This window comes from Pacificibacter maritimus, from assembly GCF_003814915.1.
GTDB lineage: Bacteria > Pseudomonadota > Alphaproteobacteria > Rhodobacterales > Rhodobacteraceae > Celeribacter > Celeribacter maritimus.
In genome coordinates this window covers 16,623-41,751 of sequence record NZ_RKQK01000006.1, presented here as the reverse complement: position 1 = coordinate 41,751, position 25,129 = coordinate 16,623, and the positions used below count along the sequence as shown (strand labels likewise).

Here is a 25,129-nt window from a genome sequence, read left to right as displayed (position 1 = left end):
TTATTTGCCTGAAACAGAGATAAAATCAATGTAACATCATATATTATCACCCCAAAAGGGACTGAAACCATGACCAAACCGCAAGCGTCCAAAGCTGAATTCAACTGGCAAGATCCGTTTTTTCTGGATGCGCAACTTTCGCCAGAAGAACAAATGATCCGCGACACCGCCGCAGCCTATGCAGCTGATAAACTGCAACCACGGATCGAAGACGCTTATTTAAACGAAAAGACCGATCCAGAAATCTTTCGCGAAATGGGCGAAAGCGGATTACTGGGCATCACAGTGCCCGACACATATGGCGGCGCAGGGGCATCATATGTCAGCTACGGATTGGTCGCACGTGAAATAGAACGTGTCGACAGCGGCTATAGGTCCATGATGTCTGTGCAATCGTCTTTGGTGATCCATCCGATTTACAGCTACGGGTCAGAAGCGCAAAAACAGAAATTCTTACCCAACCTGATCGCAGGCAAAACCATCGGCTGTTTTGGATTAACAGAACCCGAAGCGGGATCAGACCCGGGCAGTCTGCAAACAACTGCGACAAAAACCGAAAACGGCTATGTGATCAATGGCGCCAAAACGTGGATTTCCAACAGCCCGATTGCGGATGTCTTTATCATCTGGGCCAAGTCCGATGCTCATAACGGCAAAATCCGTGGCTTTATTTTAGAGCGCGGCATGACAGGGCTTAGCACTCCGAAAATTGACGGCAAACTATCCCTGCGTGCATCGATCACGGGTGAGATTATCATGCAGAATGTCGAAGTTGGCGAAGATGCCTTGCTGCCCAATACTCAAGGTTTGAGTGGGCCATTCGGCTGCTTGAACGCGGCGCGTTTTGGCATTTCTTGGGGTGTTTTGGGCGCGGCTGAGGACTGTTTCTTTAGGGCACGCGATTACGGATTGGCGCGCCATCAATTCAACCGACCACTTGCCGCCACACAGCTTTACCAAAAAAAGCTGGCAGATATGCAGACCGAGATCACATTGGGATTGCAAGCCTCACTCAGAGTTGGCCAGTTGATGGATCAGAACAATCTCGCGCCTGAAATGATTTCGATGATCAAGCGCAACAATGCTGGCAAAGCCTTAGACATCGCCCGCCAAGCCCGTGACATGCACGGCGGTAATGGCATTCAAAACAGTTACCACGTGATGCGCCATGCGCAAAATTTGGAAACCGTGAACACCTATGAGGGCACCCATGATGTGCATGCCTTAATTTTGGGGCGCGCTATTACTGGCGAGCAGGCCTTTGTATGACGCAGGCTGCAAGGACACGCCCCCCGCTTGAAGGCATCAAAGTTATCGAACTTGCGCGCATTCTAGCTGGGCCTTGGATCGGGCAGACGCTGGCCGATCTTGGGGCCGAGGTGATCAAAATCGAAGCCCCCGAGGGCGATGATACCCGCAGGTGGGGCCCGCCGTTTTTTGACCGCACATGCGATGATCGATCAGTTGAAACTGTCTCGACATATTTTCATGCCGCCAATCGGGGAAAGTCATCACAGGTTTGTAATTTTTCAGACCCTAAAGCACTGCAAAACTTGAAAGCATTGATTTCAGAAGCCGATGTTTTGATCGAAAATTTCAAAGTCGGCGGATTGAAAAAATATGGGTTAGACTATGAAACGCTGGCCAAGGACAATCCGAAATTGATCTATGCTTCGGTCACGGGGTTCGGCCAAACAGGTCCGCGCGCACATCAACCTGGCTATGATTTTCTGATCCAAGGCATGAGTGGCATCATGGACCTTACAGGCGCACCTGATGGTGATCCGCAAAAAGTGGGCGTTGCTTGGATCGATGTTTTCACTGGGCTTTACGGCGTCATCGGCATTCAGGCCGCTTTGCATGACCGCGCGCAGTCAGGTTTGGGTCAGCATATCGATATGTCTTTGCTCGATTGTGGTGTCGGCGTTTTGGCCAATCAGGCCTCAGCGCATTTATTGACTGGCACACAACCAACCCGCATGGGCAATGCCCATCCCTCTATCGTGCCCTATCAGGTCTTTCCCAGTTCTGACGGGCATTTCATTATCGCTTGCGGCAATGATCGACAATTTGACATGCTGTGCCGTGCCCTTGATCGTGCGGATCTGGCGCAAGATCCACGGTATCAAACCAATGAAGCCCGTGTCGAACATCGTGATGCCCTTTGTGCTGAGCTCACCAAAATCACCACGCGCTATACCAAAGCGGATGCCATTGCGCTGCTTGAAAAAGCGGGGGTTCCCGTAGGGCCAATCAATTCAGTCGCAGAAGCTTTGGCCGAACCACAGATCGAAGCACGCGGGTTGAAAATTCAGCCTGATGGGCTGCCAGGCCTGCGCAGCCCGATCAAATTTTCGCGCAGCACCCTAAAACACGATTCCGCTGCGCCCTGTTTGGGGGCAGGCAAATCAGAATAAAACGAGAGGCGCGATATTTTGAAACCGCGCCTCTCGTTGTTTTAGCCCTTGGCAATCACATCAATTTCGATCAGCGCAGTGTCGAGCGCCAGCCCGCAAATGATGGTGGATCTCGCAGGCAAGTGATCGCCAAAAAACGCAGCATATGCCGCATCAAAAGCCGCGAAATTCGCAGTGTCTGTCAGGTATACACCACAGCGCATCACGCTGTTGCGGTCCACGCCATTGTCTTTCAAAACGGCTTCTAGGTTTTCCAAAGTCTTTTGCGTTTGTTCGGTAATGTCGCCAGAGATCTGGCCATCAGAACCGAACCCAAGCGCGCCAGACAAATACAAAGTTTCGCCATCGCGGTATGCGGGAGTCAAATGAGGCATCGCGTTTCCTTACTGTGTTAAATGGAAAATCTTGCAGGGCTCAGGCTGGTCGGCAAAGGCAAGTCTTCCAACAGTGCCTCGGCGATCATGCGACCCGAAACTGGCCCAAGTGTTAGCCCTTGGTGCCCATGACCAAAGTTGTACCACAGGCCATTGTGCTTGGTTGATGCCCCCATCACAGGCAGCATATCTGGCATACAGGGCCGCGCGCCGCTCCATGTTGAAACAGGATTTGGATCAACGCCAAACAAACGCTGCGCCACTTTAAGCGCACGGCGCAGTTGCGGGCTATTTTTACGCGGGCCCGCCCCACCAAGTTCAGCCCCCGTATGTATCCGAATATCAGCACCTTGTGGTGACAACACAACGCCTTGTTCAACATCCAGCAATGGCACTGACAGGGCAGCGCCCCCTTGCACGACAGCGTGATACCCGCGCTTGGCAATCATCGGCACCGATAGATCAAGGCCACGCAAAACCTCTGGCGTTTGCGCCCCTGTGGCGATGACTACTTTCGAAACATCCATAATACCCGTGCTTGTCGGAACACGCCAACCTTGCCCCCTAGGCTGCAGATCACAAGCATCGCCACGCGCCATTTCGCCGCCGATCGATTTGAAATAATCAAAATAGCTTTGCAACAACTCTTGCGGCTTGGCCACGCGCAAGGGGCCAGACCATTCAAAGGCCCCTACCCCCGCGTCAGTGATCCCTGTCTCTGCCTTTGCAAACTCGGATGACGATAAAATCCGATAGGGTAAATCGTGATCCTGCGCGATTTGTGCGTGGGCCTCACTGTAGGCATTGAAATCATCATGCGATGTGAACCGCATACGATAGCCACCCGTGTGAAACAGTTCAGACGCGCCAGAAAGTTTTGCCAAGTCCAAATGCGCTTGGGTCGCTTGACGAATTAAACCTGCATAGGTTTTCGAAGCATGCGCAACACCCGCATCAGTCGAGGCAAAATAATACTGCGCCAAAGCCTGTGAAGACTTCATCACAGACGGAAACCGTAGAGACACATTTGGATTCAAACCCAAGACTGTGCGTAAAATTGTAGGTAGATCGCGCGGCATGGGAAAGGGCGACAAGGCTTCGGATTGAATGATGCCCGCATTGCCAAAACTCGCGCCCGCGCCCAAGTCTGATTTGTCGATCAACACAACCTGCGCGCCGCGCATCCGCAGCGCTATGGCGGTTGATACACCCAGAAACCCCGCGCCAAAGATCGCCAGCTCAGTCATGGCTTAGACCCTAAAGCGTCAGAATATGCCTGATCAGTCAAGCTGCGCGCCCTGTTGGCTATCGCCAGCATCGCCAGCCCAACGCGCGGCCAAATGGATCAAAATGATGATCATTGCGATAGGGACAGAGACAGAAATCCACACCATTGGAATACCTAAAGTATCTGCTGTCAGCCCTGATTGGCGTGCCAAATAGCCCTTGGCAAATCCGCCTCGCAGCCCCATGAAACAAAAGTAAACCACAGGCAGGATAAAGGTCAAAATCGCTGTGCTTTGAATAATTTCTGAAACCAACCCCATAAAGTGGGGTCGCGCGGGAAAAACGCTATCCATCAAAGTTGCATCAGACCGCGATTTAAACGATAGGGTCGCCCCCAGAAGACCTGTCCAGACCATCGCATAGCGTGCCACGTCTTCGGTCCAAACGGGCGGTTGAGAAAACACGTAGCGCGCCACGATTTGAATCATCACCGTTACGAACATCAAGGCGACAGCAAAGACCGCGATCTGGCGCGTGACACTGTGAATGCCGTTGCTCACATTTAAGATCAAATTACGCATGATTAGGTCTCTTTCGGCAAAAAGAGCGGGCCAGATATTTGGCCCGCCACAATGGTTTTTAGCGGTTGCCTTCGGACAGGTCTGTCCAGATTTTTACATCTTCAGCAGGCATTAGGTCTGACTCGTACACAGGCTTGGACGCCTCGCGGAAGACAACGCGTTCTTCATCTGTTAGGCGTTGAACTGTGACACCATTTTCTTCCAAAGACGTCAAACCTTTTTCAGATGCTGATGCCAGCCATGCGCGTGTCGCCGCATCGGCGGTGACCACGGCTGCATCGACTGTCGCGCGCTCTTCATCGGATAGATCATCGTACCAAAGCTTTGACACCAAGACCGCACGCAATGGCCAAATAACGCGCGCATCTGCGAAGTTTTTAACAAAATCGGTTTGACCGAATGTCACAGGGATGAACGGCGAATTCAGGTAACCGTCGATCACGCCTGTTTGCAGCCCTGCGGGGACTTCGCTCCACGGCACGATTGTGCCCGCAGACCCCCAAGCTTCGTACATTGCGATCTGCGCATCATCCAAGGCGCGCATCCGCAGGTCAGACATATCAGCAGGGCTACGCACGGCTTGCTTGGTTGTGATCACGCCAGATGATGGCCCAAGCGGGGCCAAGGCCAAAAGCATTACATCTTGTTTGGCCAAGTTTTCATTGATGCGTTCGAACACATTCCCAGCAGCCAAGGCACGATCCATATGTGCGATGTCATCAAAGATATACGGCAAGCGAACACCATAGATAAATGGATCAACCTGTGCGATCGCACGCACATCTGACAAAGACACTTCCAAAAGGCCTGTCGACAGTTGGTCGAATTTTTCAGCTTCATTGCCAATCGCGCCGCGTGGCAATTCGCGCACATCCATGCCGCCTTCGATCAAGGCCGTGCCAAAGGCATTGGCCCAGTTGTAAGACCCAGATGCCTCAAGATCAGGGGCGCTGTCCAAGGCGATTTTAACCTCGGCGGATGCGGATGTGGCCATTGCAACAAGTGCGGCCAGTGTGAGTGCTTTAAGTTTCATGTTAGTCCTCCCTTAAATTTAATTCACAGAAAAGCCGAACAGTCGCGGCAATGCGAGACTAAGATCAGGCCAGTAGACAAGCGCCATAAGCACCAGAATTTGAACGATAATAAACGGCATAACCGTATAGGCCAAGCGCCAATAGTTTAGGTTGGTCATCGCTGATACCACGACCAAACACTTACCCAAAGGCGGCGTGATCAAGCCCACACAAAGGTTGAAACACAGCACAATGCCAAGATGGATCGGGCTGATACCTTGTTCTAAGGCTTGGGGTGCAAACAGCGGGATCAACAGCGTCAAAGCCACAGGCGTGTCCATAAACATACCTGCGATCAAAAAGACGCCGACAAGGAAAAACAGATATTTTGGCCCTGTAAGACCAAAGGCTGCAACCCAATCTGCCAAGGCCTGTGACCACCCCATTTGACCCGCCAAATAGCCCAACACAGAAATCGCCGCCAAAATAATAAAGATCGTGCCCGTCATGCGCGCTGTAGCTTCAAGCGCGTCATAAATCATCGCGCGACTGATCCCTGTGTAATATTGACCCGCAATCAAAGCGACCAAAACGGCGATAGCTGACCCTTCGGTTGGCGTCGCAAGGCCAAACACCAATGATCCCAAAATCACCACGGGCAAACATAATGCTGGGGCTGCGCGCAACAGGCTAGGAATGAACTTTGGTACATCATAGGCCGCGCCACCAGGATGGCCTTTTAAATGGGCGATCAACGCATTCAACGCCAACAAAGCGACAGCCAAAATGATGCCCGGCACAACGCCCGCCACAAACAAAGCCGCGACAGAGGCGCCCGTTAAACCACCGTACAAAATCATAATAATCGATGGCGGAATGATCGGCCCGATCATCGAAGATGCCGCAGTGATCGCACCCGCATAATAGGGGTCATAGCCTCGTGCTTTCATTTCAGGCACAAAGGTCCGCGACAAAGCCGCACTATCGGCAACCGCAGATCCAGAAATACCCGCAAAAAACACACTGGTCAGAATATTTACATGGCCCAAACCGCCCTTAAACCTGCCAACCAACGACATGGCAAAATCAATCAGGCTGCGGGTGACACCAGCGCGACTCATGATTTCAGCCGTTAGAATAAACAAAGGCATCGCCATGAAAGAAAACACATCAAGCTGTGCAAAAATCCGTTGCGGCAAGATCGACAGGAATTGCGTTTTGTCGACTGCGATAAATGTCACAACAGACACTGCCCCCATCAAATAGGCAAAGGCCGTGCCGCTGATCAAAAGGACCACAAAAACGATTGGAATGAACCACATGGGAAGTCTTTCTATACAGCGGTACTAAGGGCCAAGGACTCATCGCCTTGATCGGTTTTGAAAATCGGGGGGTGCGTGACAAAGGCGCGCAAATCCGTTTGGGTCGGCGGAATGTTTTGCAAATCAGGTACAGGTCGCGCAGTTTCTGGGCTGGCCGCAAACAAAGTCTCAACAGATTTTGCGATCGACAAAAGCGCCTCATCCCCACGTACAGCGCCTAACAGTTGCAAACCAAAGGGCATATCGTGGTGATCCCGCCCCGCTGGAAGCGTGATCGATGGCCCGCCCATCAATGACCCACGATAAGTTAAAGCCAACCAACGGTAATAGATATCCATCTTGGTTCCGTCGATCATTTCAGGATGCGATGTGGTCCATTCAAACGGTGACACAGGCACGGTTGGCATCAAAATCACATCAAACTCTGTCATCAGCGCATTAAATTTGCGCAAGATGCGGGTCTGTTCCAGATGCGCCCAAGCGCGATCAGCCAAGCTGAATGTTTGGCCCAATTCTACATTCTCAATGATATGCGGACCAAAGTCTTCAGGTGTGTCTTGCACGCCCTTGTCAAAGGCCGCGACAAAACTTTCAGCGCGCAAAATGTCAAACACGCGGTCCATGTCGCCCAAGTTCATATCAACTGCAACACAGGCTTTCACATGTGGGGCAAGATGCGCCACACGGGCCTTAAAGGTCTCTCGAATACCTTGATCAACCGCAGCGCCGCCAAAATCTTCGCTATATCCCACACGCAGACCGCTTAGATCGCGGGGCGTAATGTCCCCAAAACGACCCGCTTTCGCTGGAATAGACAAAGGATCATTGGCATCTGCGTTTTGGCAAATATCAAGCATCAACAATAAATCATCAATCGTGCGCACCATTGGGCCAAGCACAGAAATACCCGACCAGCCAACAGGACGGGTCGGATGCGCGATCACATCAACAGAGGGGCGATATCCTGGAACGCCGCAAAGGGCAGCAGGCAAACGCAATGATCCTCCTGTGTCGGACCCCGTACACATCGGCAATAGGTTTGCAGCCAAAGCCGCTGCCGACCCGCCAGAAGATCCGCCTGCCAGTTTATTTGCGTCGAACGGGTTCGCCGTTGCCCCCCACACAGGGTTGCGGCTGTTCCCCCCTGCCCCCATTTCGGGCACATTGGTTTTGGCCAAAACAATAGCACCAGCTGCGCGCAATCGTGCAACCAGCGGCATATCTGCGTCAGGCACATAAGCGCGTCCGCGTTGACTGCCGTGGGTTGTGAGCAGGCCTTTGGTGTCTTGCAGATCTTTTACGCCAATCGGCAAACCATCAAGCGGCCCTATTGGCTGGCCTTTTGCATAGCGCATGGTTGCCAGTTCGGCTGCCTTAACCGCAGCATCAGAATCCATCGCCGTCAGCGCATTAATCTGCGGATTGACCTGTTCGATGTGAGACAAGCAAGCGGTGAGATAATCACTTGGCGTCAGGGTTTTCTGTTTAAAACGCTTCAACACTTCTTTTGCTGGCAGCGCGACAAGCTCTGACGCGGTCATAGCTGCGCCACCCCATTGAAGGTCATTTTAAACATAGACGGTGTCCTCCCAAACAACCAAAAATTTCAGTTGGTTGTGTAGTTAATCACGGCTTAAAGAAAAGTAACAATAGATTTTGTAGGCGCAACCTTAACCAAATGGAATGGTTTTTAATTCATCGGTCGCCTGCTTGACGCATTTCAAAAATAAAGACAGTGCCCTGTTTGAGGCCAATTGATCGACCCGCCAAAAGCACCGTGCCTCAGACAAAAGCCCGTGAGTGTTAATTGGCAAGGGCACGACGTCACCGCGCGTGGCATAGGTTTGCGCCATGCCTTGCGGCAAAAATCCAAGCGCAGGCATTGTGCGCAACAGTTCCAAGTTCAAAGCCAGAGACCCCGAAGCGATAATATTGCTCGGCGGCCTTTGTCCGTTTTCCGCAAAAAGCGTATCAATCGCTTTGCGCGCAACTGAATCGGTCTGCGGTAAAATCCAAGGCACATCCGTCAGATCAGACCAGTCGAACGCGGCCTGTTGTGTGAGCGGATGACCGCGCCCTGCCACGACGACGACGGGTTCGGTAAACAGAGCCATTTGATCAATGCCAGGCAATTCTTGCGGCTGCCAAACGCGCGCAATCAAGACATCTAAAGTACCATCTTCGAGTTTGGGGTAGAGCTCTGAAAAGTGACCTTCCACAACCGACACAGTTGCTAAAGGTGTATTGCGTTTGAACAAAGCGATTGTATTGGGCAGCAAGGTGGTCGTGATGGAACTGACCACGCCGATAGACACCGCACCAGACACACCGCTGGCGGCGGCTTCGATATCGAAAGCTGCGCGGTCTATTTGATTTAAGGTCAGTTTTGCGTGCTCTGCAAGCCGTTCACCGATCGGCGTCAAAAATAGGCGGTTGCGATCGCGGATCACGATGGGCGCCCCGACGATACGTTCAAGCTCTGCTATTTGTTTCGACACAGCTGGCTGCGTGACATTCAAGGCCTCAGAAACCCGCGCGACCAATTTAAGGTCGGCCAAAGCAGAAATCACGCGCAGATGGCGTAGGGTAATTGATTTTTGAAAGTCATTCACAAACACAAAGGAACCCTCTTTGTCGCCTGAGCCCTAGAAACATAAAAAAACGCGACAGATTTCTCTGCCGCGCTCTAATTCTTATAGAAGTCAGCTTAGTTAGGGCTGCCCAATTGAGCGACAACTTGCGCGTCAACTGAACCGCTTTCAACTGCAGACGCTAGCTGTGTAAAGCCTTGGCTCAAAGCAGGGTTGGACGCAGCAACGGTCGCCGCAGCTGCCTGAAGCTGAGCAGAAACACCTGCGAGTGCCGCTGGTGACATGCCTGTCAAATCAAGTGCGCCGAGAACAGCAGCACAAGAAGCAGGCGTTGCAATGCATGCGTTGATCGCAGCAGAAACCTGCGCTTCAGTCACAGCAGCAAAAACTGGGGTTGAGAAAGTAGCAGCGATTGATACTGCACCGATTGCAAGAAGCTTTTTCATTGTTAACACCTTAAAGTAAGACGAGGTTACACAGAATCACGGCCACCCGCCGCACTCTTTCAGTCTCTAAGTACATCAGTTTTTAGAATCGGTCAAAGTAGATATCCCTAAGCGCAACCGAATAGTCTTATTTTTAACACAAAACGCGCGTTTTTCACGCATTTTCCTCTATGCACCGTAATATCCATCATATCCGTAGGTGCGGCTCTTACTTTCAGAACAACTCAACACGGCCATCGTCTTGGCCCGTCCACGCGATGCGGACATCAATTGTTCGGATGCGCTGCGCACTTCAGATTGGCTGGGCACACCGTAACGCACGCACATGACAGCCGCATCAACATGCGGCGCGATATAACGCGTGTCCACAACAGGCAACAACGGGGCGGAATCGACGATAATAATATCAAAGCTTTTGCGCGCTTGCTTGAGCATTTTGATAAAGGCCGTCGATTGCAAAGGTGCGTCAGTTGGAACATTCGGCTTTTTATGACCAATAATCACACCCAGATTGCACAAAGGGTCCAAAACATAAAACTGGTTCAAGGTCGTTGCATCCGCATCGACATCATCTCCATTCGCAGCTTTAGGTTTGTTTTGCGCGATCAAATAATCGATCAAACCGCTCTCAGGCGTTGCGTTGAAAAACTTGTGCAAACTCGGGTTGCGCAAATCGGCGTCAATCAACAAAACAGATTTACCAGCCGTAAAATAAGTGCGCGCCAAAGCCAATGCAGATGTTGATTTACCCTCCGCTGCCAAAGCAGAAGTCACCAAAATAACTTTGCTGCCTTCAACCTCATCCAATTCCTCGTCGATGCTCGCCCGCAATTTCCTGTAAGCCTCAGCAAAGGGTGACATCGGTTCTGTAATCACACGATCTGCCAAAGATTCCCCTACTTCAGCATTGGGCAGATTTGGAATGGCACCCGCAATTTTAACCGGCAAAACATTTTCAAGCTGATGCGCTGACGTGATGCCGCCAAAATAGAACTCTTTCAACAAAGCGATACCAATGCCGATCCCCAGACCAAGAATCAAAGCCAACGCGAGTGTCAGTTTTTTATTCGGGAAAGAGGGGCCATTTGGCACCAAAGCTTGCGAAACGACGCGGCTGTTGGCCACTTGCAAAACCGCTTGGGTTTCAAGGTCGCGGATGCGCGACAGCAACTGGTCATATTGACGTTGCGCGATTTGCGCATCTTGCTGCAATGAATAGATATCCGTCAAAGTCGCCGCACTCAGTTCACTTTCCAACACTGCATTTTGAGCGTCATCCAACAGGGCAAACCGCGCTTGCTCCGAATTGTCCAAATTCGCAACCGCCTGCGCGCCGCGTTGTTTTAACTGCTCTTCAAGACGTTCCAACCCTGAAGTCAAATCAAAAGCCTGATCACTTCCAGCTTCCGCCGTGCCCAAACGCGCCAGCAAAGCTTGGCGTTGCGATTCAATAGACATCATCGCATTATCACCGACTGCCTGCGCCAAACTTTGCCAATCTTGCGTTTCCAACGCGATTTGAGCTGTCGTGTAAGTTTCACTGGGCTGCCCAAGCGCCTGAAGCTGTTCGCCGATTTGCAACAATGTGGCGTTGCCACTTTCTTCAGCCAAACGCGTTAGGTTTTCGCTGATGTACTCACGCAATGAATTATTGCTCGCAGACAGGCTTTGACGCGCAGTTTCAAGTTGGCTTTGCAACACATCGCGCGACGCAATCGACACATCAGAGCGCCCTGAAATTTGATCTTCGATATATGTTTGCGCATGGGCATTGGCCACATCCGCAGAGAGCTTTGGATCAGATGTTGTGACGTCCACAGACACAATATATGTCAAGCCACGGCGGCGCACAGACATCGCGTCTTTTACCCGTCTTATGGACGCATTCATGAGTGCGTCTTGTGATGGGGTTGGGGGCAAATCAAACCCCAAAGCGGCTTTGAACTTATCTGTCAAAGAAATGGATGGCCCAAATTCACTCGAGGACACCAAGTTTAGTTTTTCAATCGTTTTTATAGCGAGACTACTGGATTTTAGGATTTCAACTTCTGTCTCAAGCCGAGTAGATTCGATTGATGAATTGGTATTACCAGTTTGTGTTGGGTTTAAAATATTGGTTTCTTGCGGATCAATTTTCAGTAAGGCAGATGCCGTGTAAAGCGGCGTTGCTTGTGTCACATAGATAAAGGCAAGAGCCACAAAGATTGCAGTCACAACAGCAATCAAACGCAATTGGCGGCGCAGCAAGGCAATCACATCACGCGGATCAATAAAATCTTGGGTGTCGGTCATAAATTTTTCCGCTTTCTAATCGTGACTTTAGAGTTTGCTTTTGGTGACCTCAATCACCTTATTCTCGCCTTTTATAGCGGTAAACCGCATCGCGGCAAGCCTGCCCGACTTGTAGGCGCCAAGATCCAAGTTGATGCGATTTTTTTGCACCTCAATGTCATCCACAATCACATGCCCATGGATTAAAATTTCATCACCGCTGTGACTGTCGACGCGGCTCGGTGGCCCCCATAACAGAAAGTCTGACAACTGTTTTTGCGCAGGTTTGGCCAAAGCATATCCAGCATGCGCAAACCGTAAATGGCCAACCTCAAGCGCGAGGGGCATATCATTGATAAAATTTAGGTGCTCTGCTGGAATGCCTGTACGCAATTTATGGCGCAAGAGTTTGCGTTCGGCACGAAATCCAGAAGAGGTATTGGGGCGAATGCCATAGGACGCCAGCGCTTCTTCACCACCAAAATCCAACCATTCCATCATGCGTTCTGGCGCGGTGATGAAAGACGCCATCATATCTTCGTGGTTACCACGCAAAACGAGACGCTCAAATCCTTCGGGCGCGGGGCCCATCAAGCGGTCCAACGTACCAGATGTGTTTGGGCCACGATCCACCACATCACCCAAGCAGATGATCAACTTTGGCCCGTCAAAGGCAGCGGCATCAGCAACGATTTCTTTTTCCAACGCATCATAAAGCGCCAAACATCCGTGGATATCACCGATAGCGTAGATGGCTGCGGGCATATCAGCCAAGCGTAAAATTTTACGAACAGGTGTGTTCTGGCTATGGTGGGATTTGCTCATTGTCCGCGCCCCCTGTTTTGGTAACGCCGGCGCGCTAGCCCCAAAGCAACGATAGCCACAAACACATAGGTGTTAGCTGCGATCTCCAGGCTGAAATCCCCCAAGGAATGCACAGCGCCAACAACAATCACGCCACTCGCAGCAGCAGCGGGCACCGCCGCGCGTTCTGGATCGCGCAGGGTTTTAATCATCAAAACAAAGGCGATTGCAGCGGCCAATGGGGGAAGACTACCCGCGATGACACCCAGCTCGGTCCAAAGTGTCAGATACGTGTTATGCGGCTTATCCCATACGAAAGCAGTCGATAGCTCAGGCGTGTGGAACAGCTCGAACGACATTTGAAAGCTGTCCAAACCAAAGCCTGCCCAAGGCCGCGATGCAATCATGTCAAGCGTTTGCCTGTAAATCTCGCTGCGCCCTTCTGCATTTACCAGCGTAAAAACCAAACGTTCCAACACTGCAGATCCCGCCAGTGTCAAAATAACCGCAAGCCCAATACCGCCCGCTAAGACAGACCCCCAAAGCACACGTGACACGCGCACCCCCGTGCGCAACATCAAAGCCGACGCCGTGAACCATGCGCCCAGCAATGATGCGAACAACCCCAAACGAGATGCCGATGCCAGCAATGCACCAAAAATCACACCAACCAAAAGCATCAAAAAGACGTTCTCAATCGTGATACCCTTATGCTTCGAACTGCGCTTTGACCGTCTATGTGTGGGCATCCGAATGTCCATCACAATCAAGGCAACCCCGATCACCATGCCCATCCCCATAAAGGTGGCAAACGAATTACGGTTGATAAAAGTGCCCGTCGCATAGCCCACATAATCTGTCTTGTCTTGAAACAGCAAAGTGTCGTTGAAAACGCCCAAAGACAGCAACGCCCAAAGCGCATGAGCCACAATTCCGAAAAACACCCATTTCAATAAACGTTCCGTGCGACGACGGTTCGAACACACCTCAGACACCAGCACAAACAACAAAGCATAGGACAACATGCGCAAAATACCCAACACAGTCGCAGATGGCGACACCGTTAAACTGTTGGGTAAGACCAGACTGGGCAGCTCCATCACACCGCCAAATGAAATCGGTAAAAGCTGCATCATCGCATAAACGATCGCCAACAGACCTGGCACCAAAACTTTCCAGTAATTGCGAATCTGCATGGGTTGGCGTGGTGATAAAATGGGAAAAACCACCAAATATACCAAAGCCATCGCAGATATAATTCCTATCGCGACCAACCATGCCAATGGCCTGTTGGCACCGTATGGCACAGGAACAAGAAACAAAAACATGCCCAACGCAATAGCCATGCGGTCATTCAACAAAGACGCCGCTCTGGGGGAATCTTTCCATCCACGCTCAGCAATCTCTACGACCTCGAAATCAAACAAGGATACGGGCTTTTCCTCATCCCGCGTAGCGATGTGTTGAACAGCTTGTGGGCGCAACCCATCAAAATCCATCATTGCCCTGCCCCCGGCGCTGCTTGTTTAATGGCGCCAAAAACACGCCGCATCTGCTGAGCGTCAAGCCCTTCAAGCACATTCGAAAGCCAATCACGATGATCTGGATAGGCCCAATAATATTGCGCCACAAACTGGCGGTAACGCCCTTGATCGACAGCAATCAAAACATCTTGTGCCGCAGCATCACCCAATGCATCAGAACCGATCAAAAACGCAGTGCGCAAGCGCCGTGTTGCCAGCGCGCCCTCACTTGGGGCCGTAGATTGCGATATTGCCAGCGCATTCACTGCCGCCGGAATATCGCCAAGCTTGCGCGCAGCGCCAGCCTTCACCAAATGAGCCGATGAAAAAGATGGCGAACTTGCTAAAATTTCTTCGGCCCGCGCGCCACAGGCCTGTGCAATATTTTCATGCGCATAGGCACTGGAAAACGCCCCAAAAACCGATGTCATCCACTCGTCGCACTGGAGCATTTGCTTATAGGCGGCGAAATTAGATCCCGCCTTTGGCAGCTGCAGCAGGCCCTGTTCAGCCTCGACAAATACCTCGGCGCCATCTGGCATCGAAAAAACCACTGAAAATTCTGAACGCCACAATACGCCGACGGCACCAAGTAACACCACCGCGATCGCAGCAATGATATGACGTAAATATTTCACCATAGCCCCTTTCGCCGCCCAGCAGCATCACACCTTTTTGTGTCGTGCCAGCTTTCAGTGGGGTTTACGCACGGTACTTTGAAAAATCAACGCTTTTGCCACTTTACAGGTATTTTACACCAAGGCTGCGCTAACAATAGCGCGCACCGCCCATGCGAACCAACTGCTGCGCCGATAGGGTCAAATGATTGTTGCCTGTCAGATGCGCCGCATTTTGCAAAAACCACCGACCGACGGGACGCGGCAATTTTGCCGCCATCACCTGTGCGGCATGTCGGTTTTGTGCGGCTGATCCGCCCCTTGGTGCGTGAAATGCCAAGGTCGCTCTGCGCGTCACACATGTGTAGGGCGATCCTAGATAAAGTGTGCAGGCCGAAGCGCACCACCCATCGATCTTCACCGCTTTGCCAAAGGCTGCAGCCGTTCCGACATCCATCAGATAGCGGCTCACATTGCCACCTGCATCGTTGCGAATGATTTGGGCCTTTTGTGCCTCGGCTTGTGGCGCCAATAAAATTGCACAAAAGAAACAGAAGCGACTAAATTGCGCGACGCCAGCCCACCCTGTCCTCTTATCTTTTTTGACGCGCAGGCCGTCCACATTGCGTTCAGCCTGCGCGGTTTTACCCCACGCCAATCTCAATATTGACCAGTCACCATGACCGCCCCCTTCACCCCGAGTACCCATTGTTGCCCCCAACACTTGAAAAACCTGAGGGTAGAATGGCGGTAAAAAGTTAACAGCGGCTGGAGAGAGCGATCCTATCTTATTCAGATTTACCCTAAATTTGAACGATCCCACCCTGCCCTATCTGTTTGAGCAATCTGATTCAGTCATCCAATTTCACGCTCATCGTCGGGGCGAAATGATCAATCCGCATCAAGCAAACGGCTTAATTCACCCATTGCGACTTCGATCAATTCCCGATCCACGCGGCTTCCATTCACACGGATCAACCACCCCGAACCATCATGGTCACTGGTCAATTGCACACCCGACTTTAGCGTCACCGACCGCCCTGCCCCCGCGGTCGTTTTCTTCGGACGCCCCCCCTTTTTTGGATTTGGCTTTACAGGGTCTAACCCAGCCAAAGCAGTGTCTAGAATGGCGGCCTCATGCGCGGGGTCAGTGGGGGAATGAAGCGCCAATTCGTTGCGCAGTTTTGCCTCATATCCGTCACGCAAAGCGGCGGCAATTTTCAGACCCTCTTTCTCTTTGATGAGATCGGGGAATTTCAGCATATCGCCTAGCTCTTCAAAGATTAGCGCAAAGGAGCGAATTTTAGACCGTTTGGCTTTTGACGCCATTGGGAACAGACCGTTCACGGCTGCTTCGGTGTTTTCAAAAACGCCCTGCTGAGCGGCAATCACAGAAATGCGGCCGCGTTCGAAATGGCTTAATGCGGCGCGAATTTCGTTTTCTTCGATCATAGCCGCAAAAGTTCCACCCATTGCGTCGGGGTCGCGCAGGATGGCTTTTACCGTGTCATATTTCGGATCGCCAGTCAGGTCACGCAAGGCTTTGATCGCATGCAAACGGCGGTAGCCCGATAGCAACCCGTAGGGTTGATCCGTATCCGTCTGGGCCAGTTCGAACACCTCAATCGGCAATCGCAAACCACTTTTGGCGATTGACAGTTGCAACTCGTTCATTTGTTCTGCGTCTAAGACGACGCGATCCCGAACAAGCGCATCTGCGTGGATGTCAGAGACTGGTATTTCTATTATAATCAGACCTTTAGACTGGGCCTCGTGCAAAGTTTTAGCGTCAGTTTCATTTTTGGCCGCTTGCGCCCGCATTTCCAAGCTCCGCGGGTCATGGGCGCTGGCGGCTTCGGCAGCAACCTGTGCAATTGGGACGCTGAGCGGACTGCGCGATGGGGTTTCGCCGCGAAACTCTTGTTCGATTTGATCCAGATCTGTCGCAGATGGTGCAACCAATTTTCTACGCTTTGCCATTGTCATCACCCTCTTGCTTTTCGGCTTCTGCCATTTGAAGATCCCGCCACCATGTGCCCAAAATCACTTGCTTAATCTCGGCCCAAGTTTGATCAAATGTCTCGCGTCCGCGCACATAAGTATCGCGATTGAAGTCCCGATAATCGGTCTCGTAAATGCCCGACACTTGTTCACCCGCTTGTCCAACCATGGCCGTGACATCTTGGCGATAGGTGGTCATGAAATCCCCGAAATAGGCTTGGATGACATTGGCCAAATCAGTTTGTTGCGAGGCATCAAAGCGCGTAATCAAAGCGCGCACGGCATCCCATTCAAAGCGCATTTCTGGCAGACCATCAGCGCGCCTGATCCGGTTTTCGCCCTCTTCAATTGAGGCAAAGGTAGAATAGATCATATCAAAGAAACGCCCCGTGGAATCGAATTCCAAGAAGGACGCACCAAGCGGTACAAGTAAGATATCAGAAGCCGCCAAAGCGTTGATGGTCAGGTACCCAAGTGCGGGGGGCGTATCGAGCAAGATGATGTCGTATTCATCCAGTAGCCCACCTTCATCTAAGGCATTTGACAGTGAATCCCACAAAGCCCAAGACCTCAATTGCATACGCCAAACAGGAACCTGAAATTCCGCCCAATACAAATTCAGCTGTGCACCGATGAGGTCGATATTGGGCCAATGGGTCTTCTGCACCAAGTTTCGCGGCGAAACCTCAAGCGCTTCTGTCAGGGTTTCGTCAAATGGAAAAGGCGCCTGACCCGCAGCTTCACGCACGGTATTTTCACGTTGCAAAGCCTGCGCATAATCCCGTGCCAAAAGCGGGAAAGCTGTTTCCCATTCATCAGCAACTTGCCCGCCCATGATGGATGTCATTGACCCCTGGCTGTCCAAATCGATGACCAAAACTTTGTAGCCATCAAGGCCAGCTGACATGGCCAAATGAGCTGCTGTTGAGGTCTTGCCAACGCCCCCTTTAAAATTTGCTACAGCAACGACCTTTGCTGGCAATCCTTCAGGGCGCCAAGAGGTATATTCGCGATTGGGTGCGCCTTCTTTGGCAAAATGTTCGCGCAGCGTTAAAACGTCTTCTAGCGTGAACCACTTGGAATTACTGGCCCCGTCGCCTTGTGGCAAATCTGGATGTGCTTTCAAAACGCGCCGCAAATGCGCGGGCGCAACAGGTATGAGATATTTACAGATTTCCCAAATCGAAAACTTACGTAGACGCTTTTTGCCGTCTGGGGCATAACCTCGTTTCGCCAGATCATCACGACCACGCCCCGCGAAAGCTGCCGCTTTGGCAAAACGCGCTGTGTGAATAGGCTCTGCCAGTTTTTCTGCTGCCGCCTTAGGATCAATATTGAAATATGGGGGAAGGGACTCTTTACCCTTAGGACCTGTTGCCATCTGTTCCGTACCTGCTCATGTTCGCATTTTTATGCTATGTTCTATATTTTATAGCACGTAAGAGAGGTAAAGTGAATCCAATTGAAGCTTAACCCAGATCATAATTTAAAAATTAGAAAACAACAGACCCTGTTTAGTTCTTTTTAGAAGAATTTAAGAATCTTTACGTCGGTATAAATGTATATATTACAATAGCTTAAATGTATATTGGTGCCTGTATACAGGCTGACAGGGGACCAAATACAGGATCAAAGGCACCCTTTTGCGGGATTTTAGGTGCCGATTCTCGGGTTCAGCGCGGGAAGTCGAAGATTAGACACTCAAAATGATTGTTTAGTGTCTCTTTCGTGCGAATCGGTTTGCAGGCAGTGAATCATTGATCGCATTATTTCCTGTATTTGGGTTCCTTTAAAAGGCGCTGGGGCTTTAAGGTACCTGTCTACGGGGAGCAGTGTTCAGGTGCCAAAACAAAACTTGTTTGCGGGCACCTTATGCGAAATACTGCTAACACGTAAAAGAATACGAATCGTAGATGAGGCTTGAACAAACAAGCCCAGACGGATGAGGGCAAGCAGGCCATGGACAGTATTGAAAAAGATAAGCTCTCGGGGTCTTTGCGCCGCGGGGCGGTGAAAAAGAATGTCGCCGCTATTCACGTATCAGGAAAGCTGACGCTATTACAACGCAAGCTGTCGAATGTTTTGTTGCTCAACGCCTATGACACTTTGATGAGCCAGCAAGTGCATCAGATTGATGCGCGGACTTTATGCATGATGATCGGCTATAATTCCAACGATATGGAGACGTTGAAACAGTCATTGCGCGGCTTGGCAGAAACCGTAGCCGAATGGGATATGCTGGATGAAGAAGGACGCCAAGAATGGGGCGTTTCGTCTTTGTTGAGTTACGCCAAATTGAAAGGCGGCATTTGCGAATATGCCTATTCGCCTGCTTTGGCGCAGAAGCTGGATGATCCAAAAGTCTTTGCTTTGATCAATTTGAACATTCAACGCAAATTCACATCTGGCCATGCCTTGGCGCTATATGAAAATTGTTATCGGTTTGTGCGCACGGGCTCGACAGGCTGGTGGTCTTTGGATTTGTTTCGCAGGCTCATGGGGGTGTCTGACAGCCCGTATTATGAGGTTTATAAACATCTGAATGCCAAGATCATCAAACCCGCTGTGGCTGAGGTGAATAAAACATCGAATATTGTGGTGACGCCTGAAACCAAAAGGGTCGGGCGGTCTGTGTCTGAAATTCGGTTCAAGATTGCCGAAAATCCGCAACTGTCGATTTTGGATTTGGACGATGGCGAGGGGGTGCGCAGGTCTGATTTGTACAAACGCATGCGTGCCTTGGGGGTCAGTGATCGTTTGGCTTTGCAATGGATGAAAGAACATGACGAAGCCTATGTGCGCAAACAATTGGATTACGTAGCGGGGCAGGGGAGTGTTAAGAACCCTGTCAGCTATCTGCGCGCAGCCTTGACTCAAGATTTTAGCGGCACCACGGTTTCGCCGCGAAACCAAAGCGCGCCCGTGACCTTAAGTGCCCAAGGGGCAGAGCGTGCGCGGCGTTTGGAAATTTTACAAGGTTTGGTGAATGGGCGCAGTCCAACGCAACGCGATGCGGACAAACGTTTGTTTAGCTCTAAGCTAGAGGGTGCGGCCTTATTGGATTTTGAAAACTACGGCTGGGTGTCATCACTGAACCACGCAGAGATCATCGCCTTTTGGCAAGAAATTGATCCCGAAGCCTTTGCATAGGGTGCAGCTGATCTTGCCCTTTGTCAGGGGGCCTCTATGTAGTTGGTCACCGATGCCCAGATTGAACAACCGATTGAGAGAATGCCAATGCTTGCCGTGATATCCCCAGCGAAAAAACTTGATATGGATCCTGTGATCGGGCGCGACCGAACTGATCCAAGCTTTACCGCTGAGACCAAGGAATTGGTGCAGATTGCGCGGGGGCTTGATGTGGCGGATCTGCGCAAACTGATGGGGATCAGTGAAAAACTGGCTGAATTGAACGTAAAGCGCTTTGCTGATTTTTCTGATGACCCTGATTTTGAGACGGCAAAGCAGGCGATGTATATGTTTGCGGGTGACACATATACGGGGCTTGATGCGCAAAGTTTGGATGAGGATGCAGTGAGCTATGCGCAGGATCATTTGCGGATTTTGTCTGGGTTATATGGCGTGCTGCGCCCGCTGGATGCGATCCAAGCTTACCGTTTGGAAATGGGCAGTCGTTTGGCATCACCCAAAGGCAAGACCCTATATGCCTTCTGGGGTGATAAAATCGCAAAAAGTCTGAATGAAACGGCGAAAGCGGCAGGGGCCGATTTTGTGGTGAATTGTGCATCGACGGAATATTTTTCAGCCGTGAATCAAGATGCTTTGAAACCCAAAGTGATTACGCCTGTGTTTTTAGAGCGCAAAGACGGTACTGAAAAAGTGATCAGTTTTTATGCCAAGAAAGCCCGCGGTGCTATGGCGCGTTTCATAGTTGAAAACCGTGTGCTTGACCCAAAAGGATTGCAGGATTTTGATGCGGGTGGATATGTCTATCAAGCCGCGCAATCTGACGCGAAAACAGTTGTGTTTTCACGCGACATCTAAAGGGCAGGGGCTAGGGCAGAACGCGCCGCAAACCGTCTTGCATTTTAAGCAAGGCGGGCAAATAGGTGTCACCGATGGTGTCAGGCGTGGCGTGCAAAGCGGCCATGCCAGTGTTGAGGGCTGCGACCATGCGCCCGCGAGCATCATAGACGGGTACGGCGATCGATTTCAGGCCCAGTTCGATTTCTTCATCAATCACAGCATAGCCCTGATCGCGCACACGGCCAAGTTCGGTCATAATGTCATCGGGATCATTGAGCGAATGCACCGTGCGCGGGGTCAGGTCCATACGGTCTATTAAGGCGCGGGCTTCGGCTGGGGGCAGGGCGGCCAAAAGTATACGGCCCATAGAGGTGCAATGCGCAGGCAAACGCGATCCTGGCATCAATCCAATCGACATCACGCGGCGTTGCGCAGCACGCGCCAGATAAACGATATCGGTGTCGTCAAGGATGGATACTGAACAAGACTGGCCGATCTGATCCGACAACTGATCCAACCAAGGTTGCACAATTTGCGGCAAGGGCAGGGCGGCCAAAGTGCCCATGCCAAGGCGCAACACCCGTGGCGTTAGGGTGAAATATTTACCGTCATAGGCGGCATAACCTTCGTGGTGCAGCGTCAGCAAACACCGCCTTGCAGTGGCGCGATCAAACCCCGTCAGAGCGGCCACTTCTGCGATCGCAAGGCGCGGTCGATCTGCCCCGAAACATTCCAACACGCGCAATCCCTTGGCAAATGATCCGATAATGTCCGTGGCGTTGGTCATAAAAACCCCTTTGAGCGCAATGTGAACAAACATCATTATCCGAACTTTGATGCTAAAGTAAACCTGCGCCGACTGCGATTGTGGGCCATGATTGCAACTATCTGACGCCGATACCAAAACAGGGGGCACCTCATTTGTGACGTCTTCGTCCTTTGATTAGAGAGTGTTGAATAATAAATGTGATCAGCTGCTTTCAGCCGCAAAACCTTATCCGCGCTATTGTCGATGCCAATCGCAGGCGCTCTCGGTTTAGAGATTTTGGTGTACTGCGGACTAGAAATGCCTCTGCAAGGTGCGAGGGCATTTCTAGTTTTTTAGTCATTGCGCAATTTTTGATGCGCAGCAGGCGCGCTATGACGCGATGCGCGTATCGCTATTATGCGCTTCAATCTGTGCAATTTCCCCGATTGAGAACGATTTAACAATCTGCGATAGCGCGAGTGCTTCTGAATTGAGCAAGTGATTTGACGCCGATGTCTCTTCGAACATTGCAGCATTGTGCTGCGTTGATTGTTCCAAGTTCTGCACGGACAAGTTGATCTCTTTTAGACTGATGGCCTGCCCCGTTGCCGATTTGGTGAGGCTTTCGACAATCTGTGAAATTTGGTCAATTCCCAAATTAATCTCACCCATGGCGCTGTTTGCGTTCACGGCCAATTCTACCCCTTTGCGAACGGTTCTGGTGCTTTCTTCTACGACAGAGCTCACCTCACTGGCGGCTTGGCTGCATCGTTGTGCAAGCGTACGCACTTCTGAGGCCACAACCGCAAACCCTTGACCTGCTTTGCCGGCACGCGCCGCTTCAATCCCCGCATTTAATGCAAGCAAATTGGTTTGGAATGCGACCGAGTCAATTATGTCAACAATAGACGTGATTTTTTCGGAGGCCGTTTCGACTTGCTCCATCGCAGATTTAGCTTGATTCATGATGTCGTGATTGATTTTGGCTTGTTTTCGAACATGTTGCAGCGTGTTGTTGGCGTCATCGGCGCTTTGTGCAGCTTCGGTCACGCTTTGGGTCAATAGATCCACGGATGCAGCCGTTTCCGCCAAAGTTGACGCATTTGTTTCGGCGCGGCGCGCGAGATCGGTGGATGCTTCCGCGATTTCCATGCAGTTGCCTTCTATTGTATGCGAGCAGCCTTTAAGCTGATGAACAATCTGAGCGAGGTTTTCGATCGCCGCGTTGTAGTCATTCCGCAAAGCTTTATATGCTTCAGGAAAGTCGCGTTGAATGTGGAAGGTGAGGTCACCACTTGCCAATTTTTTGAGCCCTTGCGCGAGGTCGTCGACAACAATTGCTTGCTCTTCCATGCGTGCAATACGGTCCGCCATTTCCAATTGCTGGCGCTCTTTTGTTTCAGCATCTCGTTGAGCTTCTTGTTCGCGTTCAAGTCTTTGACGCTCCGCTTTTTCAGTAGCTCTTTGGCGTTCGTCTTGCAGGCGCGTTTGTTCAAGTGTGCGCTCGGCTTCCAATAAGGCGCGTTCGCGTTCGCGTTCTTCTTGTTGCATTTTGATTGCATCCAACGCCTTGTTACGAAAGACATGCAGCGCCAGCGACATGCGGCCAAGTTCGCCTTGGTTGGCAGGCAATCCTGTGATTTCGGATAGATCGCCACCAGCGAGACGTTCGGTAACTGCGGTCACGCGCGAAATTGGACGCGTGATGTATATCCAGAGGAAAACTGGAACAATCATGACGATTGCCAAAGCGATATAGGCGATATTGACAAGCTGAGCACGGGCACCATCGACGCTTTGGGCCAAGTATTCAGCGGTGTCTTCAATTTTTGTGAACACAGTTTCTGAGAACCGAGATGTTTCGGCTGCAATAGCGTCAACGGCGAGTGTCGCATCTTGTGCCGCGCTGAGTGCGGCCGATCGTGCATCAAGGACCAATAAACGCTTGGCGCGCAAGCCTGTTTCGGAATCCGCCAGCGCAAGCAGCGCTATGAGGTCGGCTTGTTGGTCAAATTCAGTATCGGCTTTTAATCTTAAGATGTTCTCAGCCAAAGCGGATAGATCCGATTGGCGTAGATCCAATTCTGCGATGCTTTGTGCAGAGGAAACCTGCAAAAGCAAGGTAAAGTAGTATTTTGTGGCGGCGTCTAAGCTTGCGTTGACCCGCATGCTTTCGACACCTCCCTCGACCAATTCTTTAAGTGCCGCTTGGTTCGTATCTTTGGCCTCATCACTCGCAATAACAAGGTCGAAATAGATATCGTCGAGGGCAGGGGACAGAACTGTGTCTACGGCCAAACGCGCAGAGAGCACTTCTGATTGATTTCTGCTGCTTACACCGCTTTTGAAAACTGTGCGAAATGTTGAAATTGCGTTCTCGGTCGTTGGGACCACTTCAGCAAAAGCAGGAATATTTTGCGCCTGCTCAAGCAAGTGTTCCAATCGGTCGATCGACGATGCTGCGAGATCCGCGATAATTGTGCTGATATTCGAACGGCTGTCCTGACTGTATGCAATGGCAAGGCCTGCAATCAGATTGGTCTCACCGCGGATGGCGAGGGCAGCCTGAAACTGGCCAAAATTATCGTCGACAAGACGAGTCAGGGTCTCGTCGATAGTCGCTATGCTGTCTTCGCTATTTAATGTCATGTCAAAGAATGCGTTGTCATTCGCTTCCTCGATCAGAATGCTCGTCATCTCTGCGCTTGTTGCTGCGGATTGGATCGCTTGGATCATCGCTGCGCTGACGGCAAATTCTTGGGAGCGGGCCTCTAAGAGATCAGATACCGCAACTTTTGTTTCTTCCAAAGTAGGTCGCATTGAGGCGGCAGTCGCGGGCGAGAGGCTGGCGACGGCTGCATTGAAATTTGCAAAAATATCCTGTGCAGCTTTGGCCTGAATTTCTAAGGCTGCTTGATCGTGAGCGAATAGAGTGGATGTTAGGAGGCCACGGGTCGCATCCGTTGCCGCAATGACATTTGAACTACCTTCCAGTTCGGGCATACGCTCGGCCTTAAGGACGGTCATTTGAGTGTCGATTTTTTGAAAAACAAGCCAACTGGTAAGAAGCACTGCGACGATCAGCCCCGCCAACACCATTAAAAGGAGTGCGGATCTAGCGACCAAAGAGTGAAAGGTACGAGAAATAATACGGGGCATAGCCGATGTGTCCATGATTCAAATTTGTGGCAAGTCGTTGGGCCGCCT

The 25,129-nt window shown here is 51.1% G+C and carries 21 protein-coding genes; 4 read left to right on the top strand and 17 right to left on the bottom strand.

What is annotated here, in order from left to right; all coding sequences use genetic code 11:
• The first annotated feature begins 69 nt into the window (after positions 1 to 69).
• Complete coding sequence (locus EDD53_RS14490; protein ID WP_123794283.1) at positions 70 to 1,269, top strand: acyl-CoA dehydrogenase; 1,200 nt, start codon at positions 70 to 72, stop codon at positions 1,267 to 1,269.
• Positions 1,266 to 2,417 carry a CaiB/BaiF CoA transferase family protein gene (locus tag EDD53_RS14485; RefSeq protein WP_123794282.1) on the top strand — a complete coding sequence of 384 codons (1,152 nt, stop codon included), beginning with the start codon at positions 1,266 to 1,268 and terminating at the stop codon, positions 2,415 to 2,417. The genes EDD53_RS14490 and EDD53_RS14485 overlap by 4 nt, the downstream gene beginning before the upstream one ends.
• 41 nt (positions 2,418 to 2,458) lie before the next feature.
• Here the strand turns inward: EDD53_RS14485 and EDD53_RS14480 are convergent, their stop codons facing one another.
• The 15 genes from EDD53_RS14480 to EDD53_RS14410 form a co-directional block, all read right to left on the bottom strand.
• Positions 2,459 to 2,791, bottom strand: a complete 333-nt coding sequence (locus EDD53_RS14480) for a RidA family protein (RefSeq protein WP_123794281.1) — start codon at positions 2,789 to 2,791, stop codon at positions 2,459 to 2,461.
• 17 nt (positions 2,792 to 2,808) lie between these two features.
• Positions 2,809 to 4,038 (bottom strand): NAD(P)/FAD-dependent oxidoreductase, encoded by a 1,230-nt coding sequence (locus tag EDD53_RS14475; protein WP_123794280.1) that lies wholly within the window; start codon positions 4,036 to 4,038, stop codon positions 2,809 to 2,811.
• 33 nt (positions 4,039 to 4,071) lie between these two features.
• Positions 4,072 to 4,599, bottom strand: a complete 528-nt coding sequence (locus EDD53_RS14470; RefSeq protein ID WP_123794279.1) for a TRAP transporter small permease — start codon at positions 4,597 to 4,599, stop codon at positions 4,072 to 4,074.
• A 58-nt stretch (positions 4,600 to 4,657) separates the two neighbouring features.
• The gene (locus EDD53_RS14465) at positions 4,658 to 5,632 is read right to left on the bottom strand and encodes a TRAP transporter substrate-binding protein (RefSeq protein ID WP_123794278.1); all 975 of its coding nucleotides are present in this window, start codon (positions 5,630 to 5,632) and stop codon (positions 4,658 to 4,660) included.
• An 18-nt stretch (positions 5,633 to 5,650) separates the two neighbouring features.
• Entirely contained in the window at positions 5,651 to 6,934 is a 1,284-nt protein-coding gene (locus tag EDD53_RS14460) for a TRAP transporter large permease (protein ID WP_123794277.1), read from the bottom strand.
• A gap of 11 nt (positions 6,935 to 6,945) precedes the next feature.
• Complete coding sequence (locus EDD53_RS14455) at positions 6,946 to 8,475, bottom strand: amidase (protein WP_123794276.1); 1,530 nt, start codon at positions 8,473 to 8,475, stop codon at positions 6,946 to 6,948.
• A 129-nt stretch (positions 8,476 to 8,604) separates the two neighbouring features.
• Positions 8,605 to 9,546 (bottom strand): LysR substrate-binding domain-containing protein, encoded by a 942-nt coding sequence (locus tag EDD53_RS14450; RefSeq protein ID WP_246002423.1) that lies wholly within the window; start codon positions 9,544 to 9,546, stop codon positions 8,605 to 8,607.
• A gap of 95 nt (positions 9,547 to 9,641) precedes the next feature.
• Positions 9,642 to 9,971, bottom strand: a complete 330-nt coding sequence (locus EDD53_RS14445; protein ID WP_123794275.1) for a hypothetical protein — start codon at positions 9,969 to 9,971, stop codon at positions 9,642 to 9,644.
• Between the two features lie 168 nt (positions 9,972 to 10,139).
• Positions 10,140 to 12,263, bottom strand: coding sequence for a GumC family protein (locus EDD53_RS14440; RefSeq protein ID WP_123794274.1), 2,124 nt, complete (start codon positions 12,261 to 12,263; stop codon positions 10,140 to 10,142).
• A 27-nt stretch (positions 12,264 to 12,290) separates the two neighbouring features.
• Positions 12,291 to 13,067, bottom strand: coding sequence for a metallophosphoesterase (locus tag EDD53_RS14435; protein ID WP_123794273.1), 777 nt, complete (start codon positions 13,065 to 13,067; stop codon positions 12,291 to 12,293).
• Positions 13,064 to 14,548, bottom strand: coding sequence for an O-antigen ligase family protein (locus tag EDD53_RS14430; RefSeq protein WP_123794272.1), 1,485 nt, complete (start codon positions 14,546 to 14,548; stop codon positions 13,064 to 13,066). The genes EDD53_RS14435 and EDD53_RS14430 overlap by 4 nt, the downstream gene beginning before the upstream one ends.
• On the bottom strand, positions 14,545 to 15,207 hold the full coding sequence (locus EDD53_RS14425) for a hypothetical protein (RefSeq protein WP_123794271.1): 663 nt from the start codon (positions 15,205 to 15,207) through the stop codon (positions 14,545 to 14,547). The genes EDD53_RS14430 and EDD53_RS14425 overlap by 4 nt, the downstream gene beginning before the upstream one ends.
• Positions 15,208 to 15,337: 130 nt before the next feature.
• Complete coding sequence (locus EDD53_RS14420) at positions 15,338 to 15,895, bottom strand: hypothetical protein (RefSeq protein WP_123794270.1); 558 nt, start codon at positions 15,893 to 15,895, stop codon at positions 15,338 to 15,340.
• 182 nt (positions 15,896 to 16,077) lie between these two features.
• Positions 16,078 to 17,166, bottom strand: coding sequence for a ParB/RepB/Spo0J family partition protein (locus tag EDD53_RS14415; RefSeq protein ID WP_123794269.1), 1,089 nt, complete (start codon positions 17,164 to 17,166; stop codon positions 16,078 to 16,080).
• Entirely contained in the window at positions 17,153 to 18,568 is a 1,416-nt protein-coding gene (locus EDD53_RS14410) for an AAA family ATPase (RefSeq protein ID WP_123794268.1), read from the bottom strand. Before EDD53_RS14410 ends, EDD53_RS14415 begins: the two co-directional genes overlap by 14 nt.
• A gap of 578 nt (positions 18,569 to 19,146) precedes the next feature.
• Between EDD53_RS14410 and EDD53_RS14405 the strand changes: the two genes are divergently transcribed.
• Positions 19,147 to 20,337, top strand: a complete 1,191-nt coding sequence (locus EDD53_RS14405) for a replication initiation protein (RefSeq protein ID WP_123794267.1) — start codon at positions 19,147 to 19,149, stop codon at positions 20,335 to 20,337.
• A gap of 87 nt (positions 20,338 to 20,424) precedes the next feature.
• Positions 20,425 to 21,192 carry a peroxide stress protein YaaA gene (gene yaaA, locus EDD53_RS14400; protein ID WP_123794266.1) on the top strand — a complete coding sequence of 256 codons (768 nt, stop codon included), beginning with the start codon at positions 20,425 to 20,427 and terminating at the stop codon, positions 21,190 to 21,192.
• A 10-nt stretch (positions 21,193 to 21,202) separates the two neighbouring features.
• Here the strand turns inward: yaaA and EDD53_RS14395 are convergent, their stop codons facing one another.
• Both EDD53_RS14395 and EDD53_RS14390 read right to left on the bottom strand, forming a co-directional pair.
• The gene (locus EDD53_RS14395) at positions 21,203 to 21,961 is read right to left on the bottom strand and encodes an IclR family transcriptional regulator domain-containing protein (protein ID WP_123794265.1); all 759 of its coding nucleotides are present in this window, start codon (positions 21,959 to 21,961) and stop codon (positions 21,203 to 21,205) included.
• A 351-nt stretch (positions 21,962 to 22,312) separates the two neighbouring features.
• Positions 22,313 to 25,081, bottom strand: a complete 2,769-nt coding sequence (locus EDD53_RS14390; protein WP_170162779.1) for a methyl-accepting chemotaxis protein — start codon at positions 25,079 to 25,081, stop codon at positions 22,313 to 22,315.
• Positions 25,082 to 25,129 lie beyond the last annotated feature (48 nt).